The sequence below is a fragment of the Roseicyclus marinus genome (genome assembly GCF_036322625.1).
GTDB classification, from domain to species: Bacteria; Pseudomonadota; Alphaproteobacteria; order Rhodobacterales; family Rhodobacteraceae; genus Roseicyclus; species Roseicyclus marinus_A.
The window spans coordinates 783,479-807,469 of sequence record NZ_AP027266.1 but is presented as its reverse complement, the minus strand read 5'-3'; the positions used below and the strand labels follow the sequence as shown (position 1 = coordinate 807,469).

At 66.5% G+C, this 23,991-nt stretch carries 24 protein-coding genes and 1 other RNA gene; 17 read left to right on the top strand and 8 right to left on the bottom strand.

All coding sequences use genetic code 11. From position 1 onward, the window contains the following. Positions 1-7 precede the first annotated feature (7 nt). Positions 8-1,102, top strand: a complete 1,095-nt coding sequence (gene ilvC, locus AABA51_RS03935; protein ID WP_338274609.1) for a ketol-acid reductoisomerase — start codon at positions 8-10, stop codon at positions 1,100-1,102. Between the two features lie 149 nt (positions 1,103-1,251). Here ilvC and AABA51_RS03930 read toward each other — a convergent pair whose 3' ends face one another. The 4 genes from AABA51_RS03930 to AABA51_RS03915 all read right to left on the bottom strand — a co-directional run bounded on the left by AABA51_RS03930 (position 1,252) and on the right by AABA51_RS03915 (position 5,230). Next, positions 1,252-1,722, bottom strand: coding sequence for a CAP domain-containing protein (locus tag AABA51_RS03930; protein ID WP_338274608.1), 471 nt, complete (start codon positions 1,720-1,722; stop codon positions 1,252-1,254). A 191-nt stretch (positions 1,723-1,913) separates the two neighbouring features. After that, positions 1,914-3,257, bottom strand: coding sequence for an 8-oxoguanine deaminase (locus AABA51_RS03925; protein ID WP_338274606.1), 1,344 nt, complete (start codon positions 3,255-3,257; stop codon positions 1,914-1,916). Between the two features lie 677 nt (positions 3,258-3,934). After that, positions 3,935-4,762 carry a histidinol-phosphatase gene (gene hisN, locus AABA51_RS03920; RefSeq protein WP_338274604.1) on the bottom strand — a complete coding sequence of 276 codons (828 nt, stop codon included), beginning with the start codon at positions 4,760-4,762 and terminating at the stop codon, positions 3,935-3,937. Positions 4,763-4,846: 84 nt separating this feature from the next. Then, the gene (locus AABA51_RS03915; RefSeq protein WP_338274602.1) at positions 4,847-5,230 is read right to left on the bottom strand and encodes a helix-turn-helix domain-containing protein; all 384 of its coding nucleotides are present in this window, start codon (positions 5,228-5,230) and stop codon (positions 4,847-4,849) included. 296 nt (positions 5,231-5,526) lie between these two features. On the opposite strand from AABA51_RS03915, the gene AABA51_RS03910 reads away from it, so the two are divergent. Further along, on the top strand, positions 5,527-6,486 hold the full coding sequence (locus AABA51_RS03910) for an NADPH:quinone oxidoreductase family protein (protein WP_338274600.1): 960 nt from the start codon (positions 5,527-5,529) through the stop codon (positions 6,484-6,486). 187 nt (positions 6,487-6,673) lie between these two features. Here the strand turns inward: AABA51_RS03910 and AABA51_RS03905 are convergent, their stop codons facing one another. Beyond that, positions 6,674-7,528 (bottom strand): LysR family transcriptional regulator, encoded by an 855-nt coding sequence (locus AABA51_RS03905; protein ID WP_338274598.1) that lies wholly within the window; start codon positions 7,526-7,528, stop codon positions 6,674-6,676. A 121-nt stretch (positions 7,529-7,649) separates the two neighbouring features. Here AABA51_RS03905 and AABA51_RS03900 point away from each other — a divergent pair, with 121 nt between their 5' ends. From AABA51_RS03900 to AABA51_RS03870, 7 genes are all read left to right on the top strand, one after another. Further along, positions 7,650-7,886 (top strand): hypothetical protein, encoded by a 237-nt coding sequence (locus AABA51_RS03900; RefSeq protein ID WP_338274596.1) that lies wholly within the window; start codon positions 7,650-7,652, stop codon positions 7,884-7,886. A 186-nt stretch (positions 7,887-8,072) separates the two neighbouring features. Next, positions 8,073-8,855, top strand: a complete 783-nt coding sequence (locus AABA51_RS03895; protein ID WP_338274594.1) for a Bax inhibitor-1/YccA family protein — start codon at positions 8,073-8,075, stop codon at positions 8,853-8,855. A 176-nt stretch (positions 8,856-9,031) separates the two neighbouring features. Further along, complete coding sequence (locus tag AABA51_RS03890; protein ID WP_338274592.1) at positions 9,032-10,108, top strand: hypothetical protein; 1,077 nt, start codon at positions 9,032-9,034, stop codon at positions 10,106-10,108. Between the two features lie 19 nt (positions 10,109-10,127). Next, entirely contained in the window at positions 10,128-10,583 is a 456-nt protein-coding gene (locus AABA51_RS03885) for a type III secretion system chaperone (protein WP_338274590.1), read from the top strand. A gap of 117 nt (positions 10,584-10,700) precedes the next feature. Then, positions 10,701-12,035, top strand: coding sequence for a chromate efflux transporter (chrA, locus tag AABA51_RS03880; RefSeq protein ID WP_338274589.1), 1,335 nt, complete (start codon positions 10,701-10,703; stop codon positions 12,033-12,035). Positions 12,036-12,144: 109 nt separating this feature from the next. Next, positions 12,145-12,312 (top strand): 50S ribosomal protein L33, encoded by a 168-nt coding sequence (rpmG, locus tag AABA51_RS03875; protein WP_109667404.1) that lies wholly within the window; start codon positions 12,145-12,147, stop codon positions 12,310-12,312. 101 nt (positions 12,313-12,413) lie between these two features. Then, positions 12,414-12,920 (top strand): GNAT family N-acetyltransferase, encoded by a 507-nt coding sequence (locus tag AABA51_RS03870; protein ID WP_338274586.1) that lies wholly within the window; start codon positions 12,414-12,416, stop codon positions 12,918-12,920. Between the two features lie 21 nt (positions 12,921-12,941). Here the strand turns inward: AABA51_RS03870 and AABA51_RS03865 are convergent, their stop codons facing one another. Beyond that, positions 12,942-13,637 (bottom strand): metal-dependent hydrolase, encoded by a 696-nt coding sequence (locus AABA51_RS03865; RefSeq protein ID WP_338274584.1) that lies wholly within the window; start codon positions 13,635-13,637, stop codon positions 12,942-12,944. Positions 13,638-13,789: 152 nt separating this feature from the next. Here AABA51_RS03865 and gatC point away from each other — a divergent pair, with 152 nt between their 5' ends. The 5 genes from gatC (at position 13,790) to rnpB (ending at position 17,492) form a co-directional block, all read left to right on the top strand. Continuing rightward, a complete protein-coding gene (gene gatC, locus AABA51_RS03860) occupies positions 13,790-14,077 on the top strand; it encodes an Asp-tRNA(Asn)/Glu-tRNA(Gln) amidotransferase subunit GatC (protein WP_338274582.1) in 288 nt (95 codons plus the stop codon). 2 nt (positions 14,078-14,079) lie between these two features. Next, positions 14,080-15,564 carry an Asp-tRNA(Asn)/Glu-tRNA(Gln) amidotransferase subunit GatA gene (gene gatA, locus AABA51_RS03855; RefSeq protein WP_338274580.1) on the top strand — a complete coding sequence of 495 codons (1,485 nt, stop codon included), beginning with the start codon at positions 14,080-14,082 and terminating at the stop codon, positions 15,562-15,564. A 32-nt stretch (positions 15,565-15,596) separates the two neighbouring features. Next, positions 15,597-16,415, top strand: coding sequence for a hypothetical protein (locus AABA51_RS03850; RefSeq protein ID WP_338274578.1), 819 nt, complete (start codon positions 15,597-15,599; stop codon positions 16,413-16,415). Then, complete coding sequence (locus AABA51_RS03845) at positions 16,412-17,065, top strand: N-acetylmuramoyl-L-alanine amidase (RefSeq protein WP_338274576.1); 654 nt, start codon at positions 16,412-16,414, stop codon at positions 17,063-17,065. The genes AABA51_RS03850 and AABA51_RS03845 overlap by 4 nt, the downstream gene beginning before the upstream one ends. Positions 17,066-17,098: 33 nt before the next feature. Further along, positions 17,099-17,492: RNase P RNA component class A (gene rnpB / locus AABA51_RS03840), an RNA gene on the top strand. A gap of 232 nt (positions 17,493-17,724) precedes the next feature. Here rnpB and AABA51_RS03835 read toward each other — a convergent pair. Together AABA51_RS03835 and puuE are read right to left on the bottom strand one after the other, a co-directional pair. Further along, positions 17,725-18,213: an ureidoglycolate lyase gene (locus tag AABA51_RS03835; RefSeq protein WP_338274575.1), complete on the bottom strand. Its 489-nt coding sequence runs from the start codon at positions 18,211-18,213 to the stop codon at positions 17,725-17,727. Next, complete coding sequence (puuE, locus tag AABA51_RS03830) at positions 18,210-19,619, bottom strand: allantoinase PuuE (protein WP_338274573.1); 1,410 nt, start codon at positions 19,617-19,619, stop codon at positions 18,210-18,212. The genes AABA51_RS03835 and puuE overlap by 4 nt, the downstream gene beginning before the upstream one ends. A gap of 166 nt (positions 19,620-19,785) precedes the next feature. Here puuE and AABA51_RS03825 point away from each other — a divergent pair, with 166 nt between their 5' ends. The 3 genes from AABA51_RS03825 to AABA51_RS03815 all read left to right on the top strand — a co-directional run bounded on the left by AABA51_RS03825 (position 19,786) and on the right by AABA51_RS03815 (position 23,914). Then, positions 19,786-21,510, top strand: a complete 1,725-nt coding sequence (locus AABA51_RS03825; protein ID WP_338274571.1) for an AMP-binding protein — start codon at positions 19,786-19,788, stop codon at positions 21,508-21,510. Between the two features lie 5 nt (positions 21,511-21,515). Further along, the gene (locus tag AABA51_RS03820; protein WP_338274568.1) at positions 21,516-22,397 is read left to right on the top strand and encodes a bile acid:sodium symporter family protein; all 882 of its coding nucleotides are present in this window, start codon (positions 21,516-21,518) and stop codon (positions 22,395-22,397) included. 308 nt (positions 22,398-22,705) lie between these two features. Further along, positions 22,706-23,914, top strand: a complete 1,209-nt coding sequence (locus AABA51_RS03815) for a TsoY family (seleno)protein (protein WP_338274566.1) — start codon at positions 22,706-22,708, stop codon at positions 23,912-23,914. The last annotated feature ends 77 nt before the right edge of the window (positions 23,915-23,991 follow it).

The window sequence follows — 23,991 nt, the reverse complement described above, 5'->3', positions numbered from 1 at the left end:
AATTGCGATGCAGCGGATTGGTGAGGTCTGGGGCAAGTTGCCCGCGACAGACGAGTCAGCCAGACGAGGAGAAACCAAGATGCGCGTCTATTACGATCGCGATTGCGATGTGAACCTGATCAAGGACAAGAAGGTTGCGATCCTGGGCTATGGGTCCCAGGGCCATGCCCATGCGCTGAACCTGCGCGACAGCGGTGCCAAGAACGTCGTCGTGGCGCTGCGCGAGGGATCGCCGAGCGCCAAGAAGGCCGAGAGCGAGGGCCTGAAGGTCATGGGCATCGCGGAAGCGGCGGCCTGGTGCGACCTGATCATGTTCACCATGCCCGACGAATTGCAGGCCGAAACCTACCGCAAATACGTGCATGACAACCTGCGCGAAGGTTCGGCCATCGCCTTTGCCCATGGTCTGAACGTGCATTTCGGCCTGATCGAGCCGAAGGCCGGCGTCGACGTGATCATGATGGCGCCCAAGGGCCCCGGCCACACGGTGCGCGGCGAATACACCAAGGGCGGCGGCGTGCCCTGCCTCGTCGCGGTGCACAACGATGCCTCGGGCAAGGCGCTGGAAATCGGCCTGTCCTATTGCTCGGCCATCGGTGGCGGGCGTTCGGGGATCATCGAGACGAACTTCAAGGAAGAATGTGAAACCGACCTGTTCGGTGAGCAGGCGGTTCTGTGCGGTGGCCTGGTCGAGCTGATCCGGATGGGCTTCGAGACGCTGGTCGAAGCGGGCTATGCCCCTGAAATGGCTTACTTCGAATGCCTGCACGAGGTGAAGCTGATCGTGGACCTGATCTACGAAGGCGGCATCGCGAACATGAACTATTCGATCTCGAACACGGCCGAATACGGCGAATATGTCAGCGGTCCGCGCATCCTGCCCTACGAGGAAACCAAGGCGCGGATGAAGGCGGTTCTGGACGACATCCAGCAAGGCCGGTTCGTGCGCGACTGGATGCAGGAATGTGCCGTGGGTCAGCCGAGCTTCAAGGCGATCCGTCGCAACAACGACGCGCACCAGATCGAGAAGGTCGGGGAAACGCTGCGCGGCATGATGCCCTGGATCACCGCGGGCAAGATGGTCGACAAGGCCAAGAACTGAGCCAAGAACCAAGACCTGACGCTGTCGCCGAGGCGATGGCCGGACGGCCCCGGGGGAGGAACCGGGGCCGTTTTTCTTTTTAAGATCATTTAGTTGGAACGCTCGGGGCGGGTAGCGTCAGGCCCCGCTTTTGCGCGATATGTGTGACCTCAGCACGGGCGCGCAAGGACGAGGACCCACGTGTCGCCGGTGCCGGCGAAGCCGAACTGGGTGACTTGGGGATTGAGGATATTGGCGCGCTGATCGGGGTTTTCCATCCAGGTCGCGATGGTCGAGCGGATGTCGGGCGTGCCTGTGGCGGTGTTTTCGGCGGAGGCGCAGGCGGTGTAGCCCGCGCGGCGCAGGCGGTCGGAGAGCGCGGTTCCGCCCGCGCCGATTTGGCCCATGCTGTTGGAAACATTCAGGTTTTGCGCCTGCTCTTCGGCTGCGGCTTGCAGTTGGGGGGAATGGCTGAGGGGGCGGATGATGCCGCCGCCCGCGCGCTGGAAGGACAGCTGCGTGCCCGCCGAGGCGATGTCGACGGTCGCCCCGGCGGAGAGGCGTTCGGTGCCCGATTGCGGCGCACAGGCGGCAAGGGCTGCGAGAAAGGCGAGCGAAAGCAGGGCGTTGCGGGGGATCATGGGGAGCCTCGGGTCTGCGTTCTTGGGGTTATGGAAACAGGATGAGGCCACGACGGGCGCAAGGCAAGGGCGCGCTGCGGGGGCAGGCGCGCAAAGCTTTCGAAACTGTTAACAAAACTGGGGATAGGTTGCGAAAGTATTAAGAATCTTCGAGATTCGAGGCGTTGGATCAGAGATTGATTGAGAAACTGTTACTCGTTCCGCGCAAGAGCCTCGGCAAGACGCCGCTGATCGGCGAGAACGGCGGGCAGATCGAGGGTGACCACCTGCCCCTCGGCCACGACGCGGCGACCTTCGACGAGGAGGTCGCGGACGCGGGTGGGACCGGCGAGAAGGAGGGACGCGGGATCCCAGGACCCGGCCGCCTCGACGCCCGAGACATCCCAGATGGCGAGATCGGCGCGGTAGCCCGGTGCGATCTGCCCCAGATGATCGTCACGGCCCAGGACCTCGGCCCCGCCGCGCGTGGCGATGCGCAAGGCTTCGCGCGGGGACATGGCGCCGGGGCCGGAGGCAACGCGTTGCAGGAGCATGGCCATCCGCGCCTCGGCCACGAGATTGCCCGCGTCGTTGGAGGCGGAGCCATCGACGCCCAAGCCCACGGGGACGCCCGCGTCGCGCATGGCGCGCACGGGTGCGATGCCCGAGGCGAGGCGGCAATTGGAACAGGGGCAATGCGCGACACCGGTGCGGGTGCGGGCGAAAAGGTCGATCTCGGCGGCGTCGAGCTTCACGCAATGCGCATGCCAGACATCGGGGCCGGTCCAGCCGAGGCTTTCGGCATAATCGCCGGGGCGGCAGCCGAATTTGGCGAGGCTGTAAGCGATATCTTCATCATTCTCGGCCAGATGTGTGTGCAGCATCACGCCCTTGTCGCGGGCCAGGATCGCGGCATCGCGCATCAATTCGCGGCTGACGGAAAAGGGCGAACAGGGAGCCACGCCAATGCGGATCATCGCGCCGGGGGTCGTATCGTGAAAGGCATCGATGACGCGCAGGCAATCGTTCAGGATCGCGGCTTCGTCCTCCACCAGGCTGTCGGGGGGCAGGCCCCCGGCGCTTTGCCCGATGGACATGGCCCCGCGCGTCGCATGCAGGCGCAGGCCGATCATGCCCGCCGCCTCGATCGTGTCGTCGAGCCGGGACCCGTTGGGATAGAGATAGAGGTGATCGGAGGAGGTGGTGCAGCCCGACAGCGCCAGTTCCGCAAGGCCCGTGAGGGCGGAGACACGCATGTGGTCGGGGGTGAAGCGCGCCCAGATCGGGTAGAGCGTGGTGAGCCAGCCGAAGAGCGCCGCATCCTGCGCGCCGGGCACCGCGCGGGTGAGCGTCTGGTAGAGATGGTGGTGGGTGTTCACGAGACCCGGCGTGACGACGCAGCCCGCGCAATCGAGCGTGTCGCCCTGCGTGGCAAGCCCCTGGCCCAGCGCCACGATGACCCCGTCGCGGATCAGGATATCGGCATCGGACAATTCGGTGCCCGCGTCGTCCATGGTGACGAGGGTGCGGGCGTTGCGCAGGAGAAGCTCAGGCATGGCGGTGGACCTTGGGGGAGAGAGGGGTGGTTCGGGCGGTGCGATGGCCGGGGAATGGGTGCGGTCGAGGGCGGCAGGAGACGGATTGGGTGAGGGTGGGGCGTGTGTGGCGGGGCGACGGGGACATGTGGTGGTCGGGTCGGGGGTGCGCCTGAAGGCGGCACCCTACCGAAGGGGTTAGGATGGGGCCTGTTTGGCGGTGCGTTTGGGAGCGGCGGTGCGAGATCGGGTGCGCGTAAAGGCTGCACCCTGCGCAGGAGGGGAACGTGGTTTGCGGATGGTGGGGGATTTGGTGCGCCTGAAGGCGGCACCCTACCGGAGGGGTGAGGGTGGCGTGTTGTTCGCCGCGTGTTTGGGGGTGATGGTAAGGGGGTGGGTGCGCCTGAAGGCGGCACCCTACCGAAGGGGTGAGGGTGGAAAGCGCATGGCGGGGCGACGGGGAAATCTGGTGGTCGGGTCGGGGGTGCGCCTGAAGGCGGCACCCCACCCAAGGAATGAGGGTGGGGCGTTTGTGGGCGCGCCTTTTGGGGCGGTGGTGTGAGGGTTGGTGCGCCTGAAGGCGGCACCCGACCGAAGGGGGGAACGTGGTTTGCGGGTGGTGGGGAGTTCGGTGCGCCGGAAGGCGGCACCCTACGGAAAGAGTGAGGAGGGGGCGCGCGGGCGAGGCCGGGGGCGGCTCAGCCATGGCGGATGGTTTTCAGGATGGCGAGGGCCGCGGCGTGGATGTCGGGATTGGCGGCGGCGAGCGCGCGACCGCCGGCATGGACGGGGCCGCCCTGCCAATCGGTGACGATGCCGCCCGCCGCCTCGATCACGGCGATGGGGGCGCAGATGTCATAGGCGGCCAGCCCCGCCTCGATCACGAGGTCGATCTGGCCTGCGGCCAGCAGCGCATAGGCGTAGCAATCCATGCCGTAGCGGATGAGTTTCACGCGGTCGCGCACCGCCTCGAAGCCCGCGCGTTCCTGGGGCGTGCCGACCTCGGGGAAGGTGGAAAAGAGGATCGCATCGGACAGCGCTGCCGTGGCGCGGGTTTGGAGCGGGTGGGTGCCGCGCGGGCCGGTCAGCTGGGCGCGGCCAAAGCCGCCCTCGAACCTTTCGCCGATATGGGGCTGGTCGATCAGCCCGTAGAGCGGGCCCGTCGCATCGCAAAGCGCGATGAGCACGCCCCAGGTCGGCGTGCCGGACATGAAGGCGCGGGTGCCGTCGATGGGATCGATCACCCAGGTCAGGCCCGATGTGCCGGATTTGGTGCCCTGTTCCTCGCCCAGGATCGCATCCTCGGGGCGGTATTGGGCGAGGATGGCGCGCATTGCGGTTTCGGCGGCGCGGTCGGCCTCGGTCACCGGGTCGAAGCGGCCGATGCCCTTGTCCTCGGTCAAAAGCGCGGGGTTGCGGAAATGGGGCAGGATCGCCGTGCGCGCCGCATCGGCCATCGCATGGGCGCAGGCGACAAGATCAGCTTGGGGAAGGTGGGCAGGGGCGCCGGGCGTGGGATCGTGCATCTGGGGCCTCGGGGCTCTGCGGGTCTGGGACGCAGAGCGGAGGTGGCACGATCCCCCCACCGGGGTCAAGCGGCCAGGGTCGGTTCAGGCGGCCGCATCCGAGAGCACGCGCGCCAGTTCGAAGAGGCGGCGGCGTTGGTTTTCGGGGATCGCGTAATAGGAGCGGACCAGTTCGAGCGCCTCCTTGTCGGCGAGGATGTCGCCCGGCACGCCCTGGAGGTTGGCGGCGGTCTGGGTTTCAGCCTCGTCCCCGTTCATGCCTTCGAAGAAATAGGCGACGGGCACCGAGAGCGTTTCGGCGATGTCCCACAGGCGCGAGGCGCTGATGCGGTTCATGCCGGTTTCGTATTTCTGAATCTGCTGGAACTTGATGCCGACCTTTTCGGCCAGCTGCTGCTGGGTCATTCCGACCATCCAGCGGCGATGCCGGACGCGTTTTCCGACGTGGACGTCTACAGGGTGCTTCACGAGCCCCTCCCTTGATTGCCAAACCGATCCTTGATCGCCCGCGCCGGTCATCCCGGGCGATTTGCACCACGGGAGGCCCGCAGCGCGATACAGATAGCGCGACCCGTTCCGGGATCAATCCTTTGGAGAATTCGGGCACACACGCTCGTCCTATGAGGCAGTTACCCAGGCAAAGGATCAATTCGACGCGAGTTCGGGGCAGGTTAGTCGCCTTTTGCGTGTCAAGCAACGGGGCGTTTGCGCGCGGTGTCCGGGCGGGGCTATGCAGGGGCGACAGAGGCAGGAGGAGGCAGGCGATGCGCGCCTTTCGCGTTACCGAAAGCGGGACGGCCCCCGCATTGGTCGAGATCGCACGGCCGGAGCCCGGACCGGGCGAGATCCTGGTGCGGGTCGCGGCCTGCGGGTTGAATTTCGCCGATCTGCTGATGATCGAGGGGAGCTACCAGGACACGCCCCCCCTGCCCTTCACGCTGGGCATGGAGGTTGCGGGCGTGGTCGAGGCGCTGGGGCCGGGGGTGACGGAGCCTGCGGTGGGCGCGCGCGTGGCGGGGTTCGCGGGGCATGGGGGATTGGCGGAGTTTTGCGTGATCGAGGCGGGCCGCGCCGTGGCCCTGCCCGACGCGATGGGGATGGAGGCGGCGGCGGGGTTTGTCGTGGCCTATGGCACCTCGCACCTCGCGCTGGCGCATCGGGCCAGGTTGCGGGCGGGCGAGCGATTGCTGGTCCTGGGGGCTGCGGGCGGCGTGGGGCTGACGGCGGTGGAGCTGGGCAGTGCCATGGGGGCCGAGGTGATCGCGGTGGCGCGGGGGGAAGAGAAACTGGCCGTGGCGAAGGCTGCGGGGGCCAGGCACCTGATCGACAGCGGGGCGGGCGATCTGCGCGGGGCGCTGAAGGCGCTCGGCGGGGTCGACGTGGTCTATGACGCGGTGGGGGGCGAGGGGTTCGACGCGGCGCTGCGCGCGACACGGCCCGAGGGGCGCATCCTGTGCATCGGCTTTGCCAGCGGGACCGTGCCGCAAATCCCGGCCAATCTGCTGCTGGTCAAGAACGTGACGGTGATGGGGGTCTATTGGGGCGGCTACCTGCGGTTCGCGCCCGAAGTGGTGACCGGATCGCTGGCCGAGGTCATGGGCTGGCAGGCGGAGGGGCGCATCCGCCCGCATGTGAGCGCGGTCTACCCGCTGGAGGAGGCGGGCGCGGCGCTGGCGCTGTTGCGGGCGCGCAAGAGCACGGGGAAGGTCGTGATCCGGCTGTGATCTTCTGCTGTCGCATGTCCGGGGAGCGCAAAACCGGTTCCCACTTTTGCGCGACATGCTCTCTGATTCCGCATGTCCGGGGAGCGCAAAACCGGTTCCCACTTTTGCGCGACGTGCTCTCTGGTTCCGCATGTCCGGGAAGCGCAAAACCGGTTCCCACTTTTGCGCGACATGCTCTTGGCCGCCGTCACAGGCTGCGGAAGCCCGAGCGGGTCAATTCGACGAGCGCGTCGAGCGGCTGGCCCCGGTTCAGGTCGGAGCGGTAGAGGTTGATCTTGATCTGGGGCAAGGGCGGCAGCGCGCCGCCATGGGCGATGCGTTCGACATAGGGCGGTTCGGTGCCTTCGATACAGGCATGGACGGCGAGATCGGCGCTGACGGACGCCTCGACCGTGCGGATCGAATCGGATTCCACCGCCATTTCCCAAGGGATGCCCGCCCGGTCGAGCGCGGCCTGCACGGAATTGCGGAAGATGCAGGCATGTTCGAAGGCAAGCCGCAGGGGGCGCTGTTTCCACATCTGCCCGCCCTCGGCCCCGACCCAGACGAGGGGGCGGGTGATCAGCGTTTCGCCGCCCGCGTCGCAATCGGCTTCGGTCGTGAGGATGGCGTCGACCTCACCGCGGGCGAACATGCGCTTGAGCCGTTCGGTGTAGGAGGAGACGAGCTGCACCTTGACGCGGGGAAAATCGACGGCGAGCCGGTGCAGGACGCGGGGGATCGCGGGATAGACGATGTCATGGGGCACACCGAGCGTCAGTTTGCCCTCGTAGTCGGAGGCGGTGAGGCGCGTCAGAACCTCGTCGTTGAGATCGAGCATCCGCCGCGCATAGCCCAGCATCTGTTCGCCCGGCCCCGTCAGGATCAGCCGCCGGGTGGAGCGGTCGAAGAGGCCCACGCCCAGCATGTCCTCGAGCCGTTTGAGCTGCATCGAGACGGCGGATTGGGTGAGGTTGAGATAGCCCGAGGCCTTGGTCACGCCGCCCGCATCGGCGACGGCGACGAAGGCGCGGAGGGCGGTGAGGTCGAGATTGCGCGGCATATCACATCCTGTGATCTGAAACTTCAGAAACATTCACTTTCAAGATGCATAAGGCTGCGCATATATCAAGACTCGAAATCATTCCCCGATTTTGAATCACGAAACACGAAAGGATACCCCGATGGCCAACCTCATGGCTTCGCACGGGGCGACCGCCATGGGTCGCGCCGTTTTCACCCCTTCGGTTCTGGCGCGGCTGACCGCGTGGACCGGGGCCTATCGTCTGCGCGCGCTCGAAGCGCGATATATGCGCGCGCTCGACGCCCGCCAGCGGCGGGACGCGGGCCTGATCGATCCGGCCGCGCCCGCCGTCGCGGTCCAGCCCGGCTGGGACCTGCGGCTTCAGGGTCTGCGCTGATCCCGGCACCGAACGGCGCCGACCGGAGCATTCAATAGGAAAAAACTATCGCGCCGCAGGCCCCGCTTGCGGCGCGACTTTCTTGAAATGCGGGCCAAGTCCCCCGATATTGGGGTCAAGGATGGAAGCGTGCGCGCGCAACCCGCGCGAGGCGTTTTCCGGACGATGTCTTTCTTGGAGGGATACATGGCAGACTATCAGACGATCCGGGCCGGCATTTCGGGTGCCCGCGCCGCAGCGATCGACGAGGGCCTCAAGGCCCATATGAACAAGGTCTATGCCACCATGTCGGGTGGCATGCTCATCACCGCTGCCGCCGCATGGGCGATCAGCAACCTCGCCACCACGGCCGATCCGGCGATGGCCGCAGCCCAGCTGGGCAACGGCACGCTGCTGACGGGTCTGGGTGCGGCTCTCTACCTGTCGCCGCTGCGCTGGGTCGTGATGCTGGCACCGCTCGCCTTCATCCTGTTCGGCTGGGGCGCACTGATGCGCCGTGGGTCGGCCGCCGCCGTGTCGCTGGGCTTTTTCGCCTTTGCCGCCGCGATGGGCGTCTCGATGAGCTCGATCTTCATCGTCTTCACGACCTATTCCATCGTGCAGACCTTCCTTGTGACGGCCATCGCCTTTGCCGGTCTGAGCCTTTGGGGCTACACCACCAAGCGCGACCTGTCGGGGATGGGCACCTTCCTGATGATGGGCGTGATCGGCCTGTTGGTGGCGATGATCATCAACATCTTCCTGCAGTCGCCCGCGATGATGTTCGCGATCTCGGCGATCGGCGTTCTGGTCTTTGCGGGCCTGACCGCCTTCCACACGCAGGAGATCAAGGGGACCTATGTCGCCCATGCCGCGCATGGCGATCAGGAATGGCTGGACAAGGCGGCCATCGACGGGTCGCTGAGCCTCTACATCTCGTTCCTGAACATGTTCCAGTTCCTGCTCATGTTCATGGGTCAACAGGAATAAGACCCGACCAAGGGTCAAGGTGCGAAGGGCCGGGGATTTCCCCGGCCCTTTTGCTTTTCGGCCCACCGCTTTTCCCGGCACGTCATCCTGTGCTGTCCGACACAACGCCCGACTGCGCGTCGGGTCAGGATGCAACGCAACGGATTTGCAGGTCAGCGGAGGGCGGATCGATGAGTGTGAGCGGGATTGGCGGCGGCATCAGCCCGTTGCGCGGGATGGAGGGTGTTCAGGCCGGTGGCGCCCTGGGCGAGCACAAGGTCGAGCAGATCGAAAACACCCGCGCGGAACCGCGCCAGACCTCGATCGGGAGCAAGATCGCGGCGTTCTTCAAGGGGATCGGCGCGTTCTTTGCCAACCTGAAGGCCGAGCACAATGAAGCGAAAGCCGCGCGGAAGGAGGCGAAAGCCGAAAGGGCAGTTACCGCCAATGCCAAAGCATTTGCCGAAGGTCTGGCAGCCCCCACTCCGACCGCATCGAGCGCAGCGTTCACAAAGGTGATGACACTCTCGGTGCAGCGGCATGGCCCGGAAGAGGGCATGACCGTCGCCTTGGGCAAGATCATGGATGCGATCGACGCCATGCCCGATCCGGGGCGCACCATCGCCGAAAACCATCTGAAGAATTTCAATGAGGCGGGCGGCATCGCGGCGGCGCTGACCGCAACCTTCGACGCGAGCATAGCGCGGGCCTTGGAGCAGGATTCCACGTTGCGCGGATACGGCCTGCCGGGGACGCTGAGCGGCACCGATGATCTGGAGGGCAAGCGCGAGGCCTTTGTCGACCAGCTTGCCGCATTCGGGGATGCGCTTGCCGCTGCGCGTGAGCGTCAGGAGCAGATGGACCATCCGATCACTGCCTTGGTGGAGGGTCAGATGGACGGCGTGCTCTTCGACAAGCTGGACCAGGTTTTCGCGAAGAAATTCGCCGACGAGAACACCAAGTTCATCAAGGCCGTCAACGACTGGAAGGGCGTGATCGAGGGAGGCGATGCCACGCTGGCGCGCGACGGGTTCGAGGCGCTGATGGACAGGTTCGTGCGCGACACCGGCAGCACGCAGGTGGATGTGACCGACCAGGTCATGGCACGGTTGAAAGCCGTGGCCGACGGGGCGCAGCCGCTGACGCAGGACGTGTTCGATGATGCGGTGACTTGGCTGGCCTCGTCCTTGATCCATGATCAGGGCGCGATCAGGGAGTTCCGCGATGATCCGGCCGTCCGGGCCTATGTGCATTACGGCAAGACGGGCGAATGACGCCCCGGGAGAGTATGCGATGAAGACCAAAGACGCGATCAGGAGCCTTGGGGCGGCGATGGGCCTGCCGGGGCTGGCGCTGGATGCCGAGAATACCTGCAACCTGATGATCGACGACCGGCAGGAGGTCTACCTGTCGGGCGATCCCGAGGGCAGCGTGCTGCGGCTCAATGCGGTTCTGGGCGATCTGGCGGAGCTGCGGGTCGATCCGACGAAGATGCTGGAGGTGAATTACACCGCCGCCGAAAGCGGGGGCGGTGCGCTGTCGGTCAACCGCCAGACGCGCGAGGTGGTCTATGTCAGGACGCTCGACCTGACCGGGCATGACGAGAGAAGCGTGACCAAGGCGCTGGAGAGCTTCATCGGCTATGCGGCGTTCTGGCTGGAGAACCTGGGCGACTTGACGGCCCCCGACACGGCGGCGCTGCGCGGCCCGGCGGTTTCGGCGGAGACGGAGACGATCATCCGGGTCTGATCCGGGGGGCGGTGCATCCCGTGGCGGCGCGCGCGCGCGGTGGCTCTGCTGCGCCGTTGCCGTCATGGTGCCGACATGCGAGCACTCTAGGCATGGGTCGAGACAGGAAGGATCACCATGCCCAAGCCGCCTGCCACGATTCCGGATGCAGCGCCGGATGCAGCGCCGGATGCCGCGCGCGATTCTGGCACGGCGAGGGGCGAGATCCTGCGCGTCTTTGGCCGGATCGGGCTTTTGTCCTTTGGCGGGCCCGCGGCGCAGATCGCGTTGATGCACAAGGAGCTGGTCGAGGACAGGCCCTGGCTCAGCGAGGCGGACTTCCTGCGGGCGCTGTCGTTTTGCATGCTTTTGCCGGGACCCGAGGCGATGCAGCTGGCCACCTATGCGGGCTGGAAGCGGGCAGGCGTCACCGGCGGGCTGATCGCGGGGCTGTTGTTCGTCATCCCCGGCGCGCTGGTGATTTTCGCGCTGGCCGCTCTTTATGCGGCCTATGGGGGCGTGCCGCTGGTGCAGGCCTTGTTCCTCGGCATCAAGGCCGCGGTGATCGTGATCGTCGTGCAGGCCTTGGTGAAAGTGGCGCGGCGCGCGCTGACGGGCGGCTTGGCCTATGGGATCGCAGGCGCGGCTTTCGTGGGCATCTATGCTATGCAGCTGCCCTTTCCGGTGATCGTTCTGGGGGCGGGTGTGTTGGGGGCGGTCCTCATGGCCAGGGCCGCGCCGGACGGGGGAGCGGTGGCGCGCGTGCCCGTGGCCGCGACGGTGAGGACCGTGGCGATCTGGGGGGCGATCTGGCTGTTGCCGCTGGGGGCGCTGTGGCTGGTCGATCCGGGTGGCCTGTTGGCTCAGGTGGGGCTGTTCTTTGCCAAGCTGGCGGTCGTGACCTTTGGCGGGGCCTATGCGGTTCTGGCCTATATGGTGCAGGAGGTGGTGGGCGATTACGGCTGGCTGAGCACGGCGCAGATGATGGATGCGCTGGGTCTGGCCGAGACGACGCCGGGGCCGTTGATCCTGGTGACGCAATTCGTGGGCTTCATGGCGGGCGCGCAGGCGGGCGGTTGGGCGCTGGGGCTGGCGGCGGCGCTGGTTACGCTGTGGGTGACCTTCGCGCCCTGTTTCCTGTGGATCTTTGCCGGCGCGCCTTATGTCGACTGGATTGCGAGCCGCCCGCGTCTGACCGGCGCGCTGCAGGCGATCACGGCGGCGGTGGTGGGGGTGATCCTGAACCTGTCGATCTGGTTTTCGGCCCATGTGCTGTTTGGCGCCTTGGACACCCTGCCCGTGGGGCCGCTGGCCGTTCTGGTGCCGGTCTGGACGAGCCTTGACGAGCTGGCGCTGGGGCTGACGGCTGTGGCCGGGGCGCTGATCTGGGGCCTGCGCTGGGACCTGATGCGGGTTCTGCCGGTCATGGCATTGGCGGGGTTGGGGGCCACATGGGCGATCGGCGGGATATGAGCCGGCGAGATGGGGTTGACTCGGGTGTCGGCACGGGTAAAAGGCCCAAACTCAAGACTTGACGCGGTGCGCCCGACGCTCCGCCCCGATTTGTGCAGGAGCCCGACCCATGGCGAAGCCGACGACCATCAAGATCCGCCTGAACTCGACCGCCGGGACGGGCCATTTCTACGTGACCAAGAAAAACGCGCGCACCATGACCGACAAGATGACCGTACGAAAGTACGATCCCGTCGTGCGCAAGCATGTCGAATACAAGGAAGGCAAGATCAAGTAATCCGCCTTTCCATATCCGACCTGAGGGCCGCGACGGGAACACCGCCGCGGCCCTTTTTCGTTTTCAGCGGTCCGAATGACCGATCCCCGAAAGCCAAGACCATGACCGACACGATCACGATCCGGACGACGACCGGCGCCGATCTTGGTGCCATCGACACGCTGCTTGCCACGAGCTACCCGGCGCTCTTGAAGCGCGATTACGCGCCGTCGGTGCTGGTGACGGCGCTGCCGCTGATGTCGCGCGCAGAGCCTGCGCTGCTGCGGTCGGGCAGCTTTTTCATGGCCGAGGACGAGGAGGGCCGCGCCTTGGCGGCGGGCGGCTGGAGCCGCTCACCGCCGCAGGGCGGCGCGGGCCTGCCCGAGATCGGGCATATGCGCCATGTCGCCACCCATCCCGACCATCTGCGCCAAGGGCTGGGTCAGGCCATCGTCACGCGGGTTCTGGCCGATGCGCTGGCCATGGGCGTGGACCGGATGATCTGCCAATCCACCAAGACGGCAGAGACATTCTACCGCGCGATGGGATTCCGGACACGGGGCGAGATCGTCATCGCGCTGCGCCCCGGCATTACCTTTCCGGCGGTGGAGATGGAACGCGCGCTTTAAGAGCTTTGCGCACGCCGTCCCTCAGACCTCGATCGTCACACCCGGATCGGGGTCGAGGACGCGGACACCCGGCAAGGCCGCCTTCATTGGGTCGGCGGATTGTTCGAGGGCCGGGAAGGTCTTGTAATGGTAGGGAATCACGGTCTTGAAGCTGAAGAGTTTCGAGGCCGCATAGGCCGCGCGGCTCATGCCCATCGTGTAATGGCCGCCCGCGCAGAGGATGCCCAGATCGGGGGCGTGGATATCGGCCCAGATCTTCATGTCGGCCATCACGTCGGTATCGCCCGAGACATAGACGGCGCGCCCCTCTCCCTCGATCATGTAGCCTGCGGGCTCGCCGGCATAGATCGGCGGGCCGTCGCGCCCGACGGAGGAGGAATGGACGGCATGGACCATGGTGACGGCGACATCGCCAAGCCGGATCGTGCCGCCCTTGTTGAAGCCGGTGAAGCTGACGCCCTGTTCCTGCGCGCCGAGCCAGCCCATCAGTTCGACCATGCCGTAGACCGGCACATCCAGTTCACGCGCCAGGTCGCCCAGACCCGCGATATGGTCGAAATGGCCATGGGTGATCAGGATCGCGGTCGCGCCCGCGAAAACCGCGGCCCGGTTTTCGGCGGGAAACATCGGATTGCCCTGTTCCCATGGATCGATCAGGAGCACCTGGTCGCCGATGTCGAGCCGCACCCCGGCATGTCCGAGCCATGTGTATTTCATGTTCCCCTCCCTCGGGATGATCCGTATCGGGCGGCAGGATAGACAGGCGCGGGGCACAGCGCAAAGGGGCTGTCCGACATGCTTGCGGGCGGGGCGTGGCGCGGCTAAACCGCCCCCTGTCCCGCCGCATCGGCCCAAGGAGAAATCAGCCCATGTCGATTGACCGCGCCACCGCCGCCAAGGTCGCCAAACTTGCCCGCATCCGCGTGGAAGAGGCCGACCTGCCCGCGCTTGCCGATGAATTCAACGCGATCCTCGGCTTCATCGAGCAATTGCAGGAGCTGGACGTGAGCGACGTGGAACCGATGACCAGCGTCACGCCGATGCGCCTGCCCCGCCGCGAGGATGTGGTGAGCGACGGCAACCAGCAAGCCGCCGTCCTGTCCAACGCGCCCGATGCGCGCGAGGGCTTTTTCGCGGTTCCCAAGGTGGTGGAGTGAACATGTCCGACCTGACGAAACTGACCATCGCCGAGGCCCGCGACGCGCTGCGCCGGGGCGAGACGACGAGCGTGGCGCTGACCGAAGCCTGTCTGGCCGCCATCGATGCCGCCGATGCGCTGGGGGCCTTTGTCCACAAGACGCCCGAGATCGCGCTGGAGCGGGCGCGTGCCGCCGATCAGCGGATCCAGGCGGGCGATGCCCCCGACATGTGCGGCATCCCGGTGGGGATCAAGGATCTGTTCTGCACCGAGGGCGTGGCGAGCCAGGCGGCGTCGCGCATCCTCGAAGGGTTCCGGCCCGAATACGAATCGACCGTGTCGGGGCAGCTGCGCGATGCGGGTGCAGTGATGCTGGGCAAGCTGAACATGGATGAATTCGCCATGGGCTCGTCCAACGAGACCAGCGTCTATGGCAATGCGATCAACCCGTGGCGCGCGGGCAATTCGGATGCGGCGCTGACGCCCGGCGGTTCCTCGGGCGGGTCTGCCGCCGCTGTTGCCGCCGATCTGTGTCTTGCGGCCACCGGCACCGATACGGGCGGGTCGATCCGCCAGCCTGCGGCCTTTACCGGCACGGTGGGGTTGAAGCCGACCTACGGGCGCTGTTCGCGTTGGGGGATCGTGGCCTTCGCCTCGTCGCTCGACCAGGCGGGGCCGATGACGAAAACGGTGCGCGATGCCGCCATCATGGGCGCGGCGATGATGGGCCATGACCCCAAGGATTCGACCAGCGCCGATCTGCCCGTGCCCGATTTCGAGGCGATGCTGACCGGCGACATTCGCGGCAAGGTCATCGGCATTCCGCGCGAATACCGGATGGAGGGCATGCCCGAAGAGATCGAGGCGCTCTGGGCGAAGGGCCGCGAGATGCTGGCCGATGCCGGTGCCGTGATCCGCGACATCAGCCTGCCGCATACGAAATACGCGCTGCCCGCCTATTACGTGATCGCGCCCGCCGAGGCCTCGTCGAACCTGGCGCGCTATGACGGGGTCAGGTTCGGCTATCGCGCCAAGCTGTCGCCGGGCGACGGCATCACCGAGATGTATGAAAAGACCCGCGCCGAAGGCTTTGGCGCGGAGGTGCGCCGCCGGGTGATGGTGGGCACCTATGTGCTGTCGGCGGGCTATTACGACGCCTATTACAACCGCGCCCGCAAGGTCCGCACCCTGATCAAGCGCGATTTCGAGACGGTCTTTGCCGAGGGCATCGACGCGATCCTGACGCCCGCCACGCCGTCGGCCGCCTTTGCCCTGGGACAAAAATTCGACGATCCGGTGCAGATGTATCTCAACGATGTCTTCACGGTGACGGTGAACCTTGCCGGTTTGCCGGGTCTGGCCGTGCCTGCGGGGATCGATGCGCAGGGGCTGCCGCTCGGCCTGCAGCTGATCGGCAGACCCTGGGAAGAGGGCGATCTGCTCAACATCGGCCATGCGCTGGAACAGGCGGCGGGATTTGTGGCGAAACCGGCGAAATGGTGGTAATGTCTCGAAAACGATAATGTTTCGAGGCAGTCATGTTGGCAGGTTTCCGGAAGGGCGGTGTCCCCGCTGTCCTTGGTCTGTGCGTTGTTCTGGGGCTTGCGGGCTGCACGGGTGGCGCGCCGCCCAATGATGTGGCCCAGGGCGTGGGCTTCAGCGATCTTCAGGCTTTCGAGGCGCGGCGCGCGATGCTGCGCGGCGAGGCTGCGGTGCGTGTGCCCGAAACGGTGATCTCGCCGCTCGCCCCGGTGAGCGCGGCCCTGCCGCCTGCGGGGGCGGGTGCGACGCCGGTTGCGGCCCCTGCCCCGGTGATCGTGACCGCTGCCGCGCAGCCCGAGAGCATCGCCGCCGCGACCATGGCCGCCCTGCGCGACAGCCCCGCAGCGCCGGTGGCGCCCGCCCCTGCCCCGGTCGCGCCCGAGCCTGTGGTTCTGGCCAGCGCCCTGCCCGGCAATCCCGGTATCTCGGACGAGCAGGATTTCGACGCCGTGGCCACCCGCGAAACCATCGAAAGCGATGCCGAACGGCGCGCAAGGATGCAGGCCGAACGCGTGGTGGTGGCCCCGAGCGCCCTGCCCGAGCGGCCCGAGGGGCTGGGCCCCAATATCGTGGATTACGCATTGGCGACCAATCATGGCCTGGGCGAGCGGCGCTATACGCGGCGGCCCATCTCGGCCGAGCGGCATGAGCGCGCCTGCCGCGCCTTTCGGTCGGGGGATTTGGCGCAGGAATGGTTCTTGCAAAACGGCGGGCCGGGGCGCGATCGGCAGGGGCTTGACCCCGATGGCGACGGCTATGCCTGTGGCTGGGACCCGTCGGTCTTTCGCAGCGCCGCGGCGGCGGCCCGGAATTGAGCCTGTCGCCCAATTTCGGGCCGCGCCGGGATGGGCTGAGGCCGGAGCTGGTGGTGATCCATTACACCGCCATGCCCGATTGCGAGGTGGCGATCCGGGCGCTCTGCGATCCCGCGCGCGAGGTGTCGGCGCATTACCTGATCCGCCGCGACGGGCAGGTCGTGGCGCTGGTCGAGGAGGGAGCGCGCGCCTGGCATGCGGGGGCGGGGGAATGGCGCGGGCGCGGCGACGTGAATTCGCGCTCGATCGGGATCGAGCTGGACAATGACGGGGCCTCGCCCTTTGCGGCACCCATGATGGATGGGCTGGAGGGGCTTTTGCCCGGGGTCCTGGCGCGCTGGTCGATCCGGCCCGAGGGCGTGATCGGCCATTCCTGCATGGCGCCGGGACGCAAGATCGACCCCGGCCCGCGGTTCGACTGGGAAAGGCTGGCGCGCGGCGGGCTGGCTCTTTGGCCCGAGGGTCGGGCCGCATCGCCGCTTGATCCCGCAAGGTTCCGCGCCGATGCGCTGGCCTATGGTTTTCCCGATGTGGAGGAGGCGCTGCTGCTCGCGGCCTTTCGCCTGCGGTTCCGGCATGGGCGCAAGGGCCCGCTTGACGGGCGCGATTGCGCGATCATGGCCGAGATGGCGGCGCGCATCGGCGCTTGAAGACGGGCGCATTGCAGCGTAGCTGGGGCTTGCGCGGAGGGCTGGATGGCCGCGGGCGGGCAACCGTTCGAGGAAAGTCCGGACTCCCCGAAGCCACGGTGCCGGGTAACGCCCGGGCGGAGCGATCCGACGGACAGCGCCACAGAAATGAAACTACCTTCGGGCATCGCCTCGGCGATACCCTGAGGAAAAGGTGAAACGGTGGGGTAAGAGCCCACCGCGCGACTGGCAACAGGAGCGGCACGGCAAGCCCCACCGGGAGCAATGCCGAATAGGGATGTCGCGGGGGCAACCCCGGGGGATGGCTTCGCCCCCAGGCATCCGGGTTGGCAGCTTGAGGCGCGAGGGCAACCCCGCGTCCAGAGGAATGGCCATCCAGAGGGGGCGACCCCTTGGACAGAATCCGGCTTACAGGCTCTCCGCGCAAATTCTTTCCTGTCGCCCGTGGCGGCTGCGGGAGCCTCCGGCGGGAGTTTTTTCGCCAAGATGAAGGCGCGGCCTCCCCTTCATCTTGGCCGGAAAACTCCGGGGGAGTCGCCAAAGGCGACGGGGGCAGAGCCCCCTTACTTGGGATTCGTCGCCTTTGGCGACGGGGGCAGAGCCCCCTCACTCAGGAATCGTCGCCTTTGGCGACGGGGGCAGAGCCCTCTGATCCGACCTCAGGCGTCGCGGACGGTGTAGGGGGTGGGAAACCAGTGTTCCTCGAGGTTCGCGCCCTCGCCGATCCGGTCGATCACGGCGAAAAGACCCGGCGCGTGAAGGGGGGTCAGAACCCCGTGCCAGGTGTTGCGCGCGATGTTGATCCCCTGCCCGGGCGCGGTGCGGAAGGCCAGAGGGCGGCCCGGGCGCCCGCCCTCGTCGGGGGCGACGATCACGAGGAACGGGTCATGGGACATCGGGAGGAAGGCCTGGCTTCCCAGCGGGTGGCGTTCGACCATGTCGAGACTGTAGGGCAGCGCGCGGGTCTCGGATCGAAAGAGGCTGATGCCCGCCTGCCCATCAAGGATGTCGAGGCGCGCGCGGTCGTGCCAGCGCCCGCAGAGACCCTGGTTGATGATCCGGTCGGGATCGCCCGAGGTCTCGAGCACCTCGCCGAAGGGGGCGAAGGCCGTTTCCGTCAGGGGCTGGATGAGGATCGTCTCGCTCATCCCAGTTTCTCCCGCAGGCGCAATTCGGCGATGCGTTCGACCTGGCGGCAGGCCTCGGCGAATTCGGTGTCGCGGTCCTGCTCGAGGCGGCGGCGGAAAGCGTCGAGGATCGAGGCCTTGGTGTTGTCGCGCACGGCGATGATGAAGGGGAAGCCGAATTTCTGGGTATAGGCCGCGTTGAGCGCGGTGAAATCGGCGCGTTCGGCATCGGTGAGCGCGTCGAGCCCGGCGCTGGCCTGTTCCGCCGTGCTGTCGGGGGTCAGCCGCTTGGCCGCTGCCAGTTTTCCGGCCAGATCGGGATGGGCGGTGAGCACGCCCATGCGGTCCGCCGCGCTCGCGCTGCGGAAGATGCGGGCAAGGGCGGAATGGACGCCCGTGGCCGTGTCATGGGTGGGGCCAAGCTCCAGCCCATGGGCGCGCTCGGCAATCCAGGGGGAATGCTCGAAGATGCCGCCGAATTCCGCGACGAAGGTGGCGCGGTCCATCTCGGAGGGGCGGGTGCGGGCCTGCGGGGGATGGGTGCGCGCCCAATGTTCGGCGATCTGGAGGCGGGTGGCGAACCAGACGCCCTCATGGGAGGCCATGTGGTCGATGGCGCGCTTGAGGGCCAGCGCGCGGCCCGGACGCCCGGCGAGGCGGCAATGCAGGCCGATGGACATCATCGCAGGCCGGCCGGCCTGACCTTCGGCATAGAGGCAGTCGAAGGTGTCGCGGATATACTGCTCGAACTGGGAACCTTCGGTGAAGCCTGCCTGGATGGCGAAGCGCATGTCGTTCACGTCGAGCGTATAGGGGATCATCAGCTGGTCGCGGTCGCCGAAGCGGCGCCAATAGGGCAGATCATCGGCGTAATCATCGGCGATATAGGCGAAAAGCCCGGTTTCGGCCGCGAGCGGCACGGAATTCATCGAGGAGCGGCCGGTGTACCAACCGCGCGGGGGCGCGCCCGTCACCTCCGTATGGAGCGCGATCGCCTGCTCGACCAGGGCGCGTTCCGTCGCCTCGTCCATATCCTTGTGTTCGATCCACTTGAGCCCGTGGGAGGCGATTTCCCAGCCCGCCTGGTTCATCGCGGCGACCTGTTCGGGGGCGCGGGCGAGCGCGCTGGTCACGCCGTAGACGGTGACGGGCAGATGCGCGAGCATCCGGTGCAGCCGCCAGAAGCCCGCACGCGCGCCGTATTCGTAGATCGATTCCATGTTCCAGTGCCGCATCCCCGGCCAGGGCTGGGCGCCGGTGATCTCCGACAGGAAGCCTTCGGAGGCGGCATCGCCATGCAGGATGTTGTTCTCGCCGCCTTCCTCGTAGTTCATCACGATCTGGACGGCGATCCTGGCGCCGTTGGGCCATTGCGGATCGGGGGGGGTGGCACCGTAGCCGGTCAGGTCGCGGGGGTATCTGTGCATGGCGGGGTCTCCGGTTCTGGCGGCACAGCTTTGGCCAAGGGCGCGGGCGGTTGCAAGGGGCGCGCGTGTCGGGCGAGGTGACGCGACGTTCCGACGGATTTCGTTTCACGCGCAAGCGGAGTTGCGCTAGCGTCCGCCGTCAGGAACGACGTGAGAGGGGAGGCTCATGGACCATCCGGACAAACCCTGGACGGCATTCTACCGCGCGGGCGCGCGCACCGAGATTTCGGAGCCCGCCTATCGCAACCTGGCGGAGATGATCCGCAGCGTGGCCGGGACCCATGGGCGCAATCCCGCCTTCACCTGCTGTTTGCCCAACGGCATGAACGGCACGCTGAGTTTTGCCCGCGTCGACGAGATGTCGGATGCGCTGGCCGTCTACCTGCGCGAGATCGCGGGGTTGAAGGCGGGGGACCGGGTGGCCTTGCAGATGCCCAATGGCCTGTCCTTTCCGGTGGCGGCTTTCGGGGTGCTGAAGGCGGGCTGCGTGCTGGTCAATGTCAACCCGCTCTATACCGCCGAGGAAATGGCGCGGCAGTTCGCCGATGCCCGCCCCCATGCGCTGATCATCGCCGACATGTTCGCCGACAAGGTGCCGCAGGCCACCGCGGGCCATCCGATCCCCAATGTCATCGTGACGCGGGTGGCCGAATTCCTGCCCGTCCTGCCGCGCGGGATCGTGGGGTTGGTGCAGAAATACTGGGACCGGTCGGTCAAGCCCATCAGGATCGCCCATATCCGCCTGCCCGAGGCGCTGGCCGCAGGCCGGGCCAAGGCGGCCCAAGCGCGGATCGAGGTCGATGCCTATCACCAGGGCGTGGGTCCGGGCGATGTCGCGGTGCTGCAATATACCGGGGGCACGACGGGCGTGTCCAAGGGCGCGATGCTGAGCCATGCGAACCTGCTCGTGAACATGGAACAGGTGATGGAATTGCTGGTGGGCGACCTGGACAAGGGGCGCGAGGTCGCGCTGACCGCCTTGCCGATGTACCATATCTTTGCCTTTACGGTGAACCTGTTGGGATTCTGGTGGCTGGGGGCGCGCAACGTGCTGATCCCCAATCCCAAGCCCTTGTCGAACCTCAAGAGGGCCTTCGAGAATTACAAGATCACCTGGATGAGCGGGGTGAACACGCTGTTCAACGCGCTCACGAACGAGGTCTGGTTCACCGACAGCCCGCCCCGGCATCTGAAATTCGCAAGCGCGGGCGGCATGGCGCTGCAATCCTCGGTGGCGGAGAAATGGGAGCGGATCACGGGCGCACCGGTCATCCAGGGTTATGGATTGACCGAAACGGCGCCGGTCCTGACCTTTGAGCCGGTGGGCAAGGCGCGGGCCGGGTCCATCGGCGTGCCGGTGCCGGGGACCGAGATCGCCTGTCTGGACGATGCGGGCCAGCCGGTGGCGCAGGGCGAGCCGGGCGAGATCGCGGCGCGCGGGCCGCAGGTGATGCTGGGCTATTGGGAAAAGCCCGAGGAAACCGCCAAGGTCATGCATGGCGATTGGTTTCTGACCGGGGATATCGGGGTGATGGATGCCGATGGCTATGTGCGCATCGTGGACCGCAAGAAGGACATGGTCGTCGTCTCGGGGTTCAATGTCTATCCCAACGAGGTGGAGGATGTCCTGGCCGCCCATCCCGGCGTGCTGGAGGTGGCCGTGATCGGCGTGCCCGACGAGGCCACGGGCGAAGCGGTGAAGGCCTATGTCGTGAAATCCGATGCCGCCCTGTCGGTCGAGGCCTTGCGCGCCTATGCGCGTGAGCATCTGACGGCCTACAAGGTGCCCAAGCGGGTGGAATTCCGCGACGAGCTGCCGAAGTCGAATGTCGGCAAGATCCTGAGAAAAGACCTGCGTGCCGAGGAACTGGCCCGCATCGCGGCGGAGTAGGCGGGATGGTCGACGAGTTTACCCAGACGCTCCTGGGCATCATGGTGGCGGTGATCATGCTGGGCATGGGCGCATCGCTCACGCCGCGGGATTTCTACCTCGCGCTCAAGCGGCCCTACGGGCTGATCATCGGGGTGGTCGCGCAATATGGCATCATGCCGTTCCTGGGCTTTTTGCTGGTCACCTTCCTGACCCTGCCCGAGGCCATCGCCATCGGCGTCCTGATCATGGCCTGTATGCCGGGGGGCACGACCTCGAACATCTTCACCTATTTCTCCAAGGGCAACCTGGCGCTGTCGGTGCTGATGACGGTCACATCGACGGTGACGGGGGTGATCCTGATCCCGATCATCTTGATGCTTTACGCCAATGTGCTGGGCCTGGAGATCCCGAGGGAGGATATCATCCGGGTGCTGATCGTGCTTCTGGTGCCGGTCGCCATCGGCATGGGACTGCGCAAGCTCAACGCCAATGTGGGCGCGGTGATCGAATTCGGGGGATCGGTTCTGGCGCTCTTCTTCATCCTGTTCATCATGGTGACATGGGTGCCGCAGAACTGGCAGTTCCTGCTGTCGACGACGCCCGCCACTTATGTCGCGGCGATCGCGCTGGGGCTGGTGGGGATCACCATCGGCTACCTGTTCGCCAAGTCGCTGCGTCTGCACCCGCGCAATGCGCGGACCATCGCGCTGGAAACGGGGATCCAGAACGGGCCGCTGGCGATCGCGATCATCGCCTTCACCTTTGCGGGGGATGAGGCGCAGAGCTACATGGCGGTCCCGGCGCTCTATTCGCTGTTCATCGTGATCGTCTCGACGCTGGTGACGCTGGTGTTCCGGCGGGCCAATACGGCGGCGGAACAGAAGCTGCCCGAGGGCATGCTGTAGGGTGGGTGCAACCCACCCTTGTCGCGGATGGTTGGGGCGTTTGGTGGGTTTCACCCACCCTAAGGTCATATGGTGATCGGGCGCGTCGGCGGTGCGCCGTGAGCGGCGCACCCTACGGAGCATGGGGTTGGCGTAGGGTGTGCGTTCACGCGCACCATGGCACTGCGTCGGGTGGGATGGCGTAGGGTGGGTGCAACCCACCGTACGTCCCCACCCCACCTCACAAATTCGTTGACGCTGGTAACAAAGTCACCGACACCGCCCTGCCCCATGGCGTAAGCCCCTCTCCGATCAAGGAGAGCATAGCCATGTCCAACATCCACAAACGACCCGCCGACCAATGGTCGCCGCTCTATTTCCTCGCCTCCGTGGGCGCGGGCGGCCTGTCCGTCACCTTCTACATGTACCTGATGCATTGGGTGCCGCATCCCGGCCGCACCGTCGCGGTGTTCGAGGATATCGCGGCGGCCCTTGCCACGGGCAACCCGGCCCTGACCTTTGCCATCGTCGTGGCGCTGGCGGGCATCGCCGTTTTCGGGGCGCTGAACCTGTCGCTCCTGATCTGGAACCTGCGCAAGATGCGCGGCTTCTGGGCCAGCGAAAAGGGCCAGGCACTGGCCAATTCCAACGCCCAGACGCAGATGATGGCCCTGCCGCTGGCGCTGGCCATGTCGATCAATGGCGGTTTCATCCTCGGCCTCGTCTTTGTTCCGGGGCTGTGGTCGGTGGTCGAATACCTGTTCCCGCTGGCGATGGTGGCCTTTCTGGCCGTGGGCTGGCTGGCGTTCACGCAACTGGGCCGGTTCATCGCGCGGGTGACCGCATCGGGCGGGTTCGATTGCGCCAAGAACAATTCCTTTGCCCAGATGCTGCCGGCCTTTGCGCTGGCGATGACGGGTGTGGGTCTTGCGGCGCCTGCGGCCATGAGCGGCAATGTCACCGTCGCGGGCATCGCGCTGATCCTGTCGAGTTTCTTTTTCGTCGCCGCAGTGCTGATCGCGGTTGTCGGTCTGATCCTTGGCCTGCGGTCGATCCTGGAGAATGGCGTGGCCGCCGAACAAGCCCCGACGCTGATGATGGTCGTTCCGATCACGACGATCCTCGGCATCGTGATGCTGCGGCAGGCCCATGGGCTTGGCACGAGCTTCGGGGCGCATATGGAGGCCGCAGATCGCATGATGCTGTTGACGCGGCTCTTGTCGGTCGAGGTTCTGTTCGCGCTTTTCGGTCTGACGGTTCTGGCGGCCACCGGCTATGCGCGCCGGTTCCTTGCCGGTGACGCGATCAGCCCCGGCAATTACGCGCTGGTCTGCCCGCCCGTGGCGCTGTCGGTGCTGGGCCAGTTCTGGATCAACAATGGCCTTGTCGCGGCCGGTCTGATCGAGAAATTCGGGACGGCCTATTGGGCGCTGACTGCCGTGGCGCTGGCCCTGCAGGCCGTGGCGGTGGGGCTGGTGGTCTATCTGCACCGCCGCCATTTCCGGGCGGCCCCCAAGGCAGCGCTGAGCACGGCCTGAGCGCCCCCCTGCCCCGGACGCACCAGACCGGCGCGGTACACCCGCGCCGGTCTTTCGTTTGCCTTGATCCTCCGACG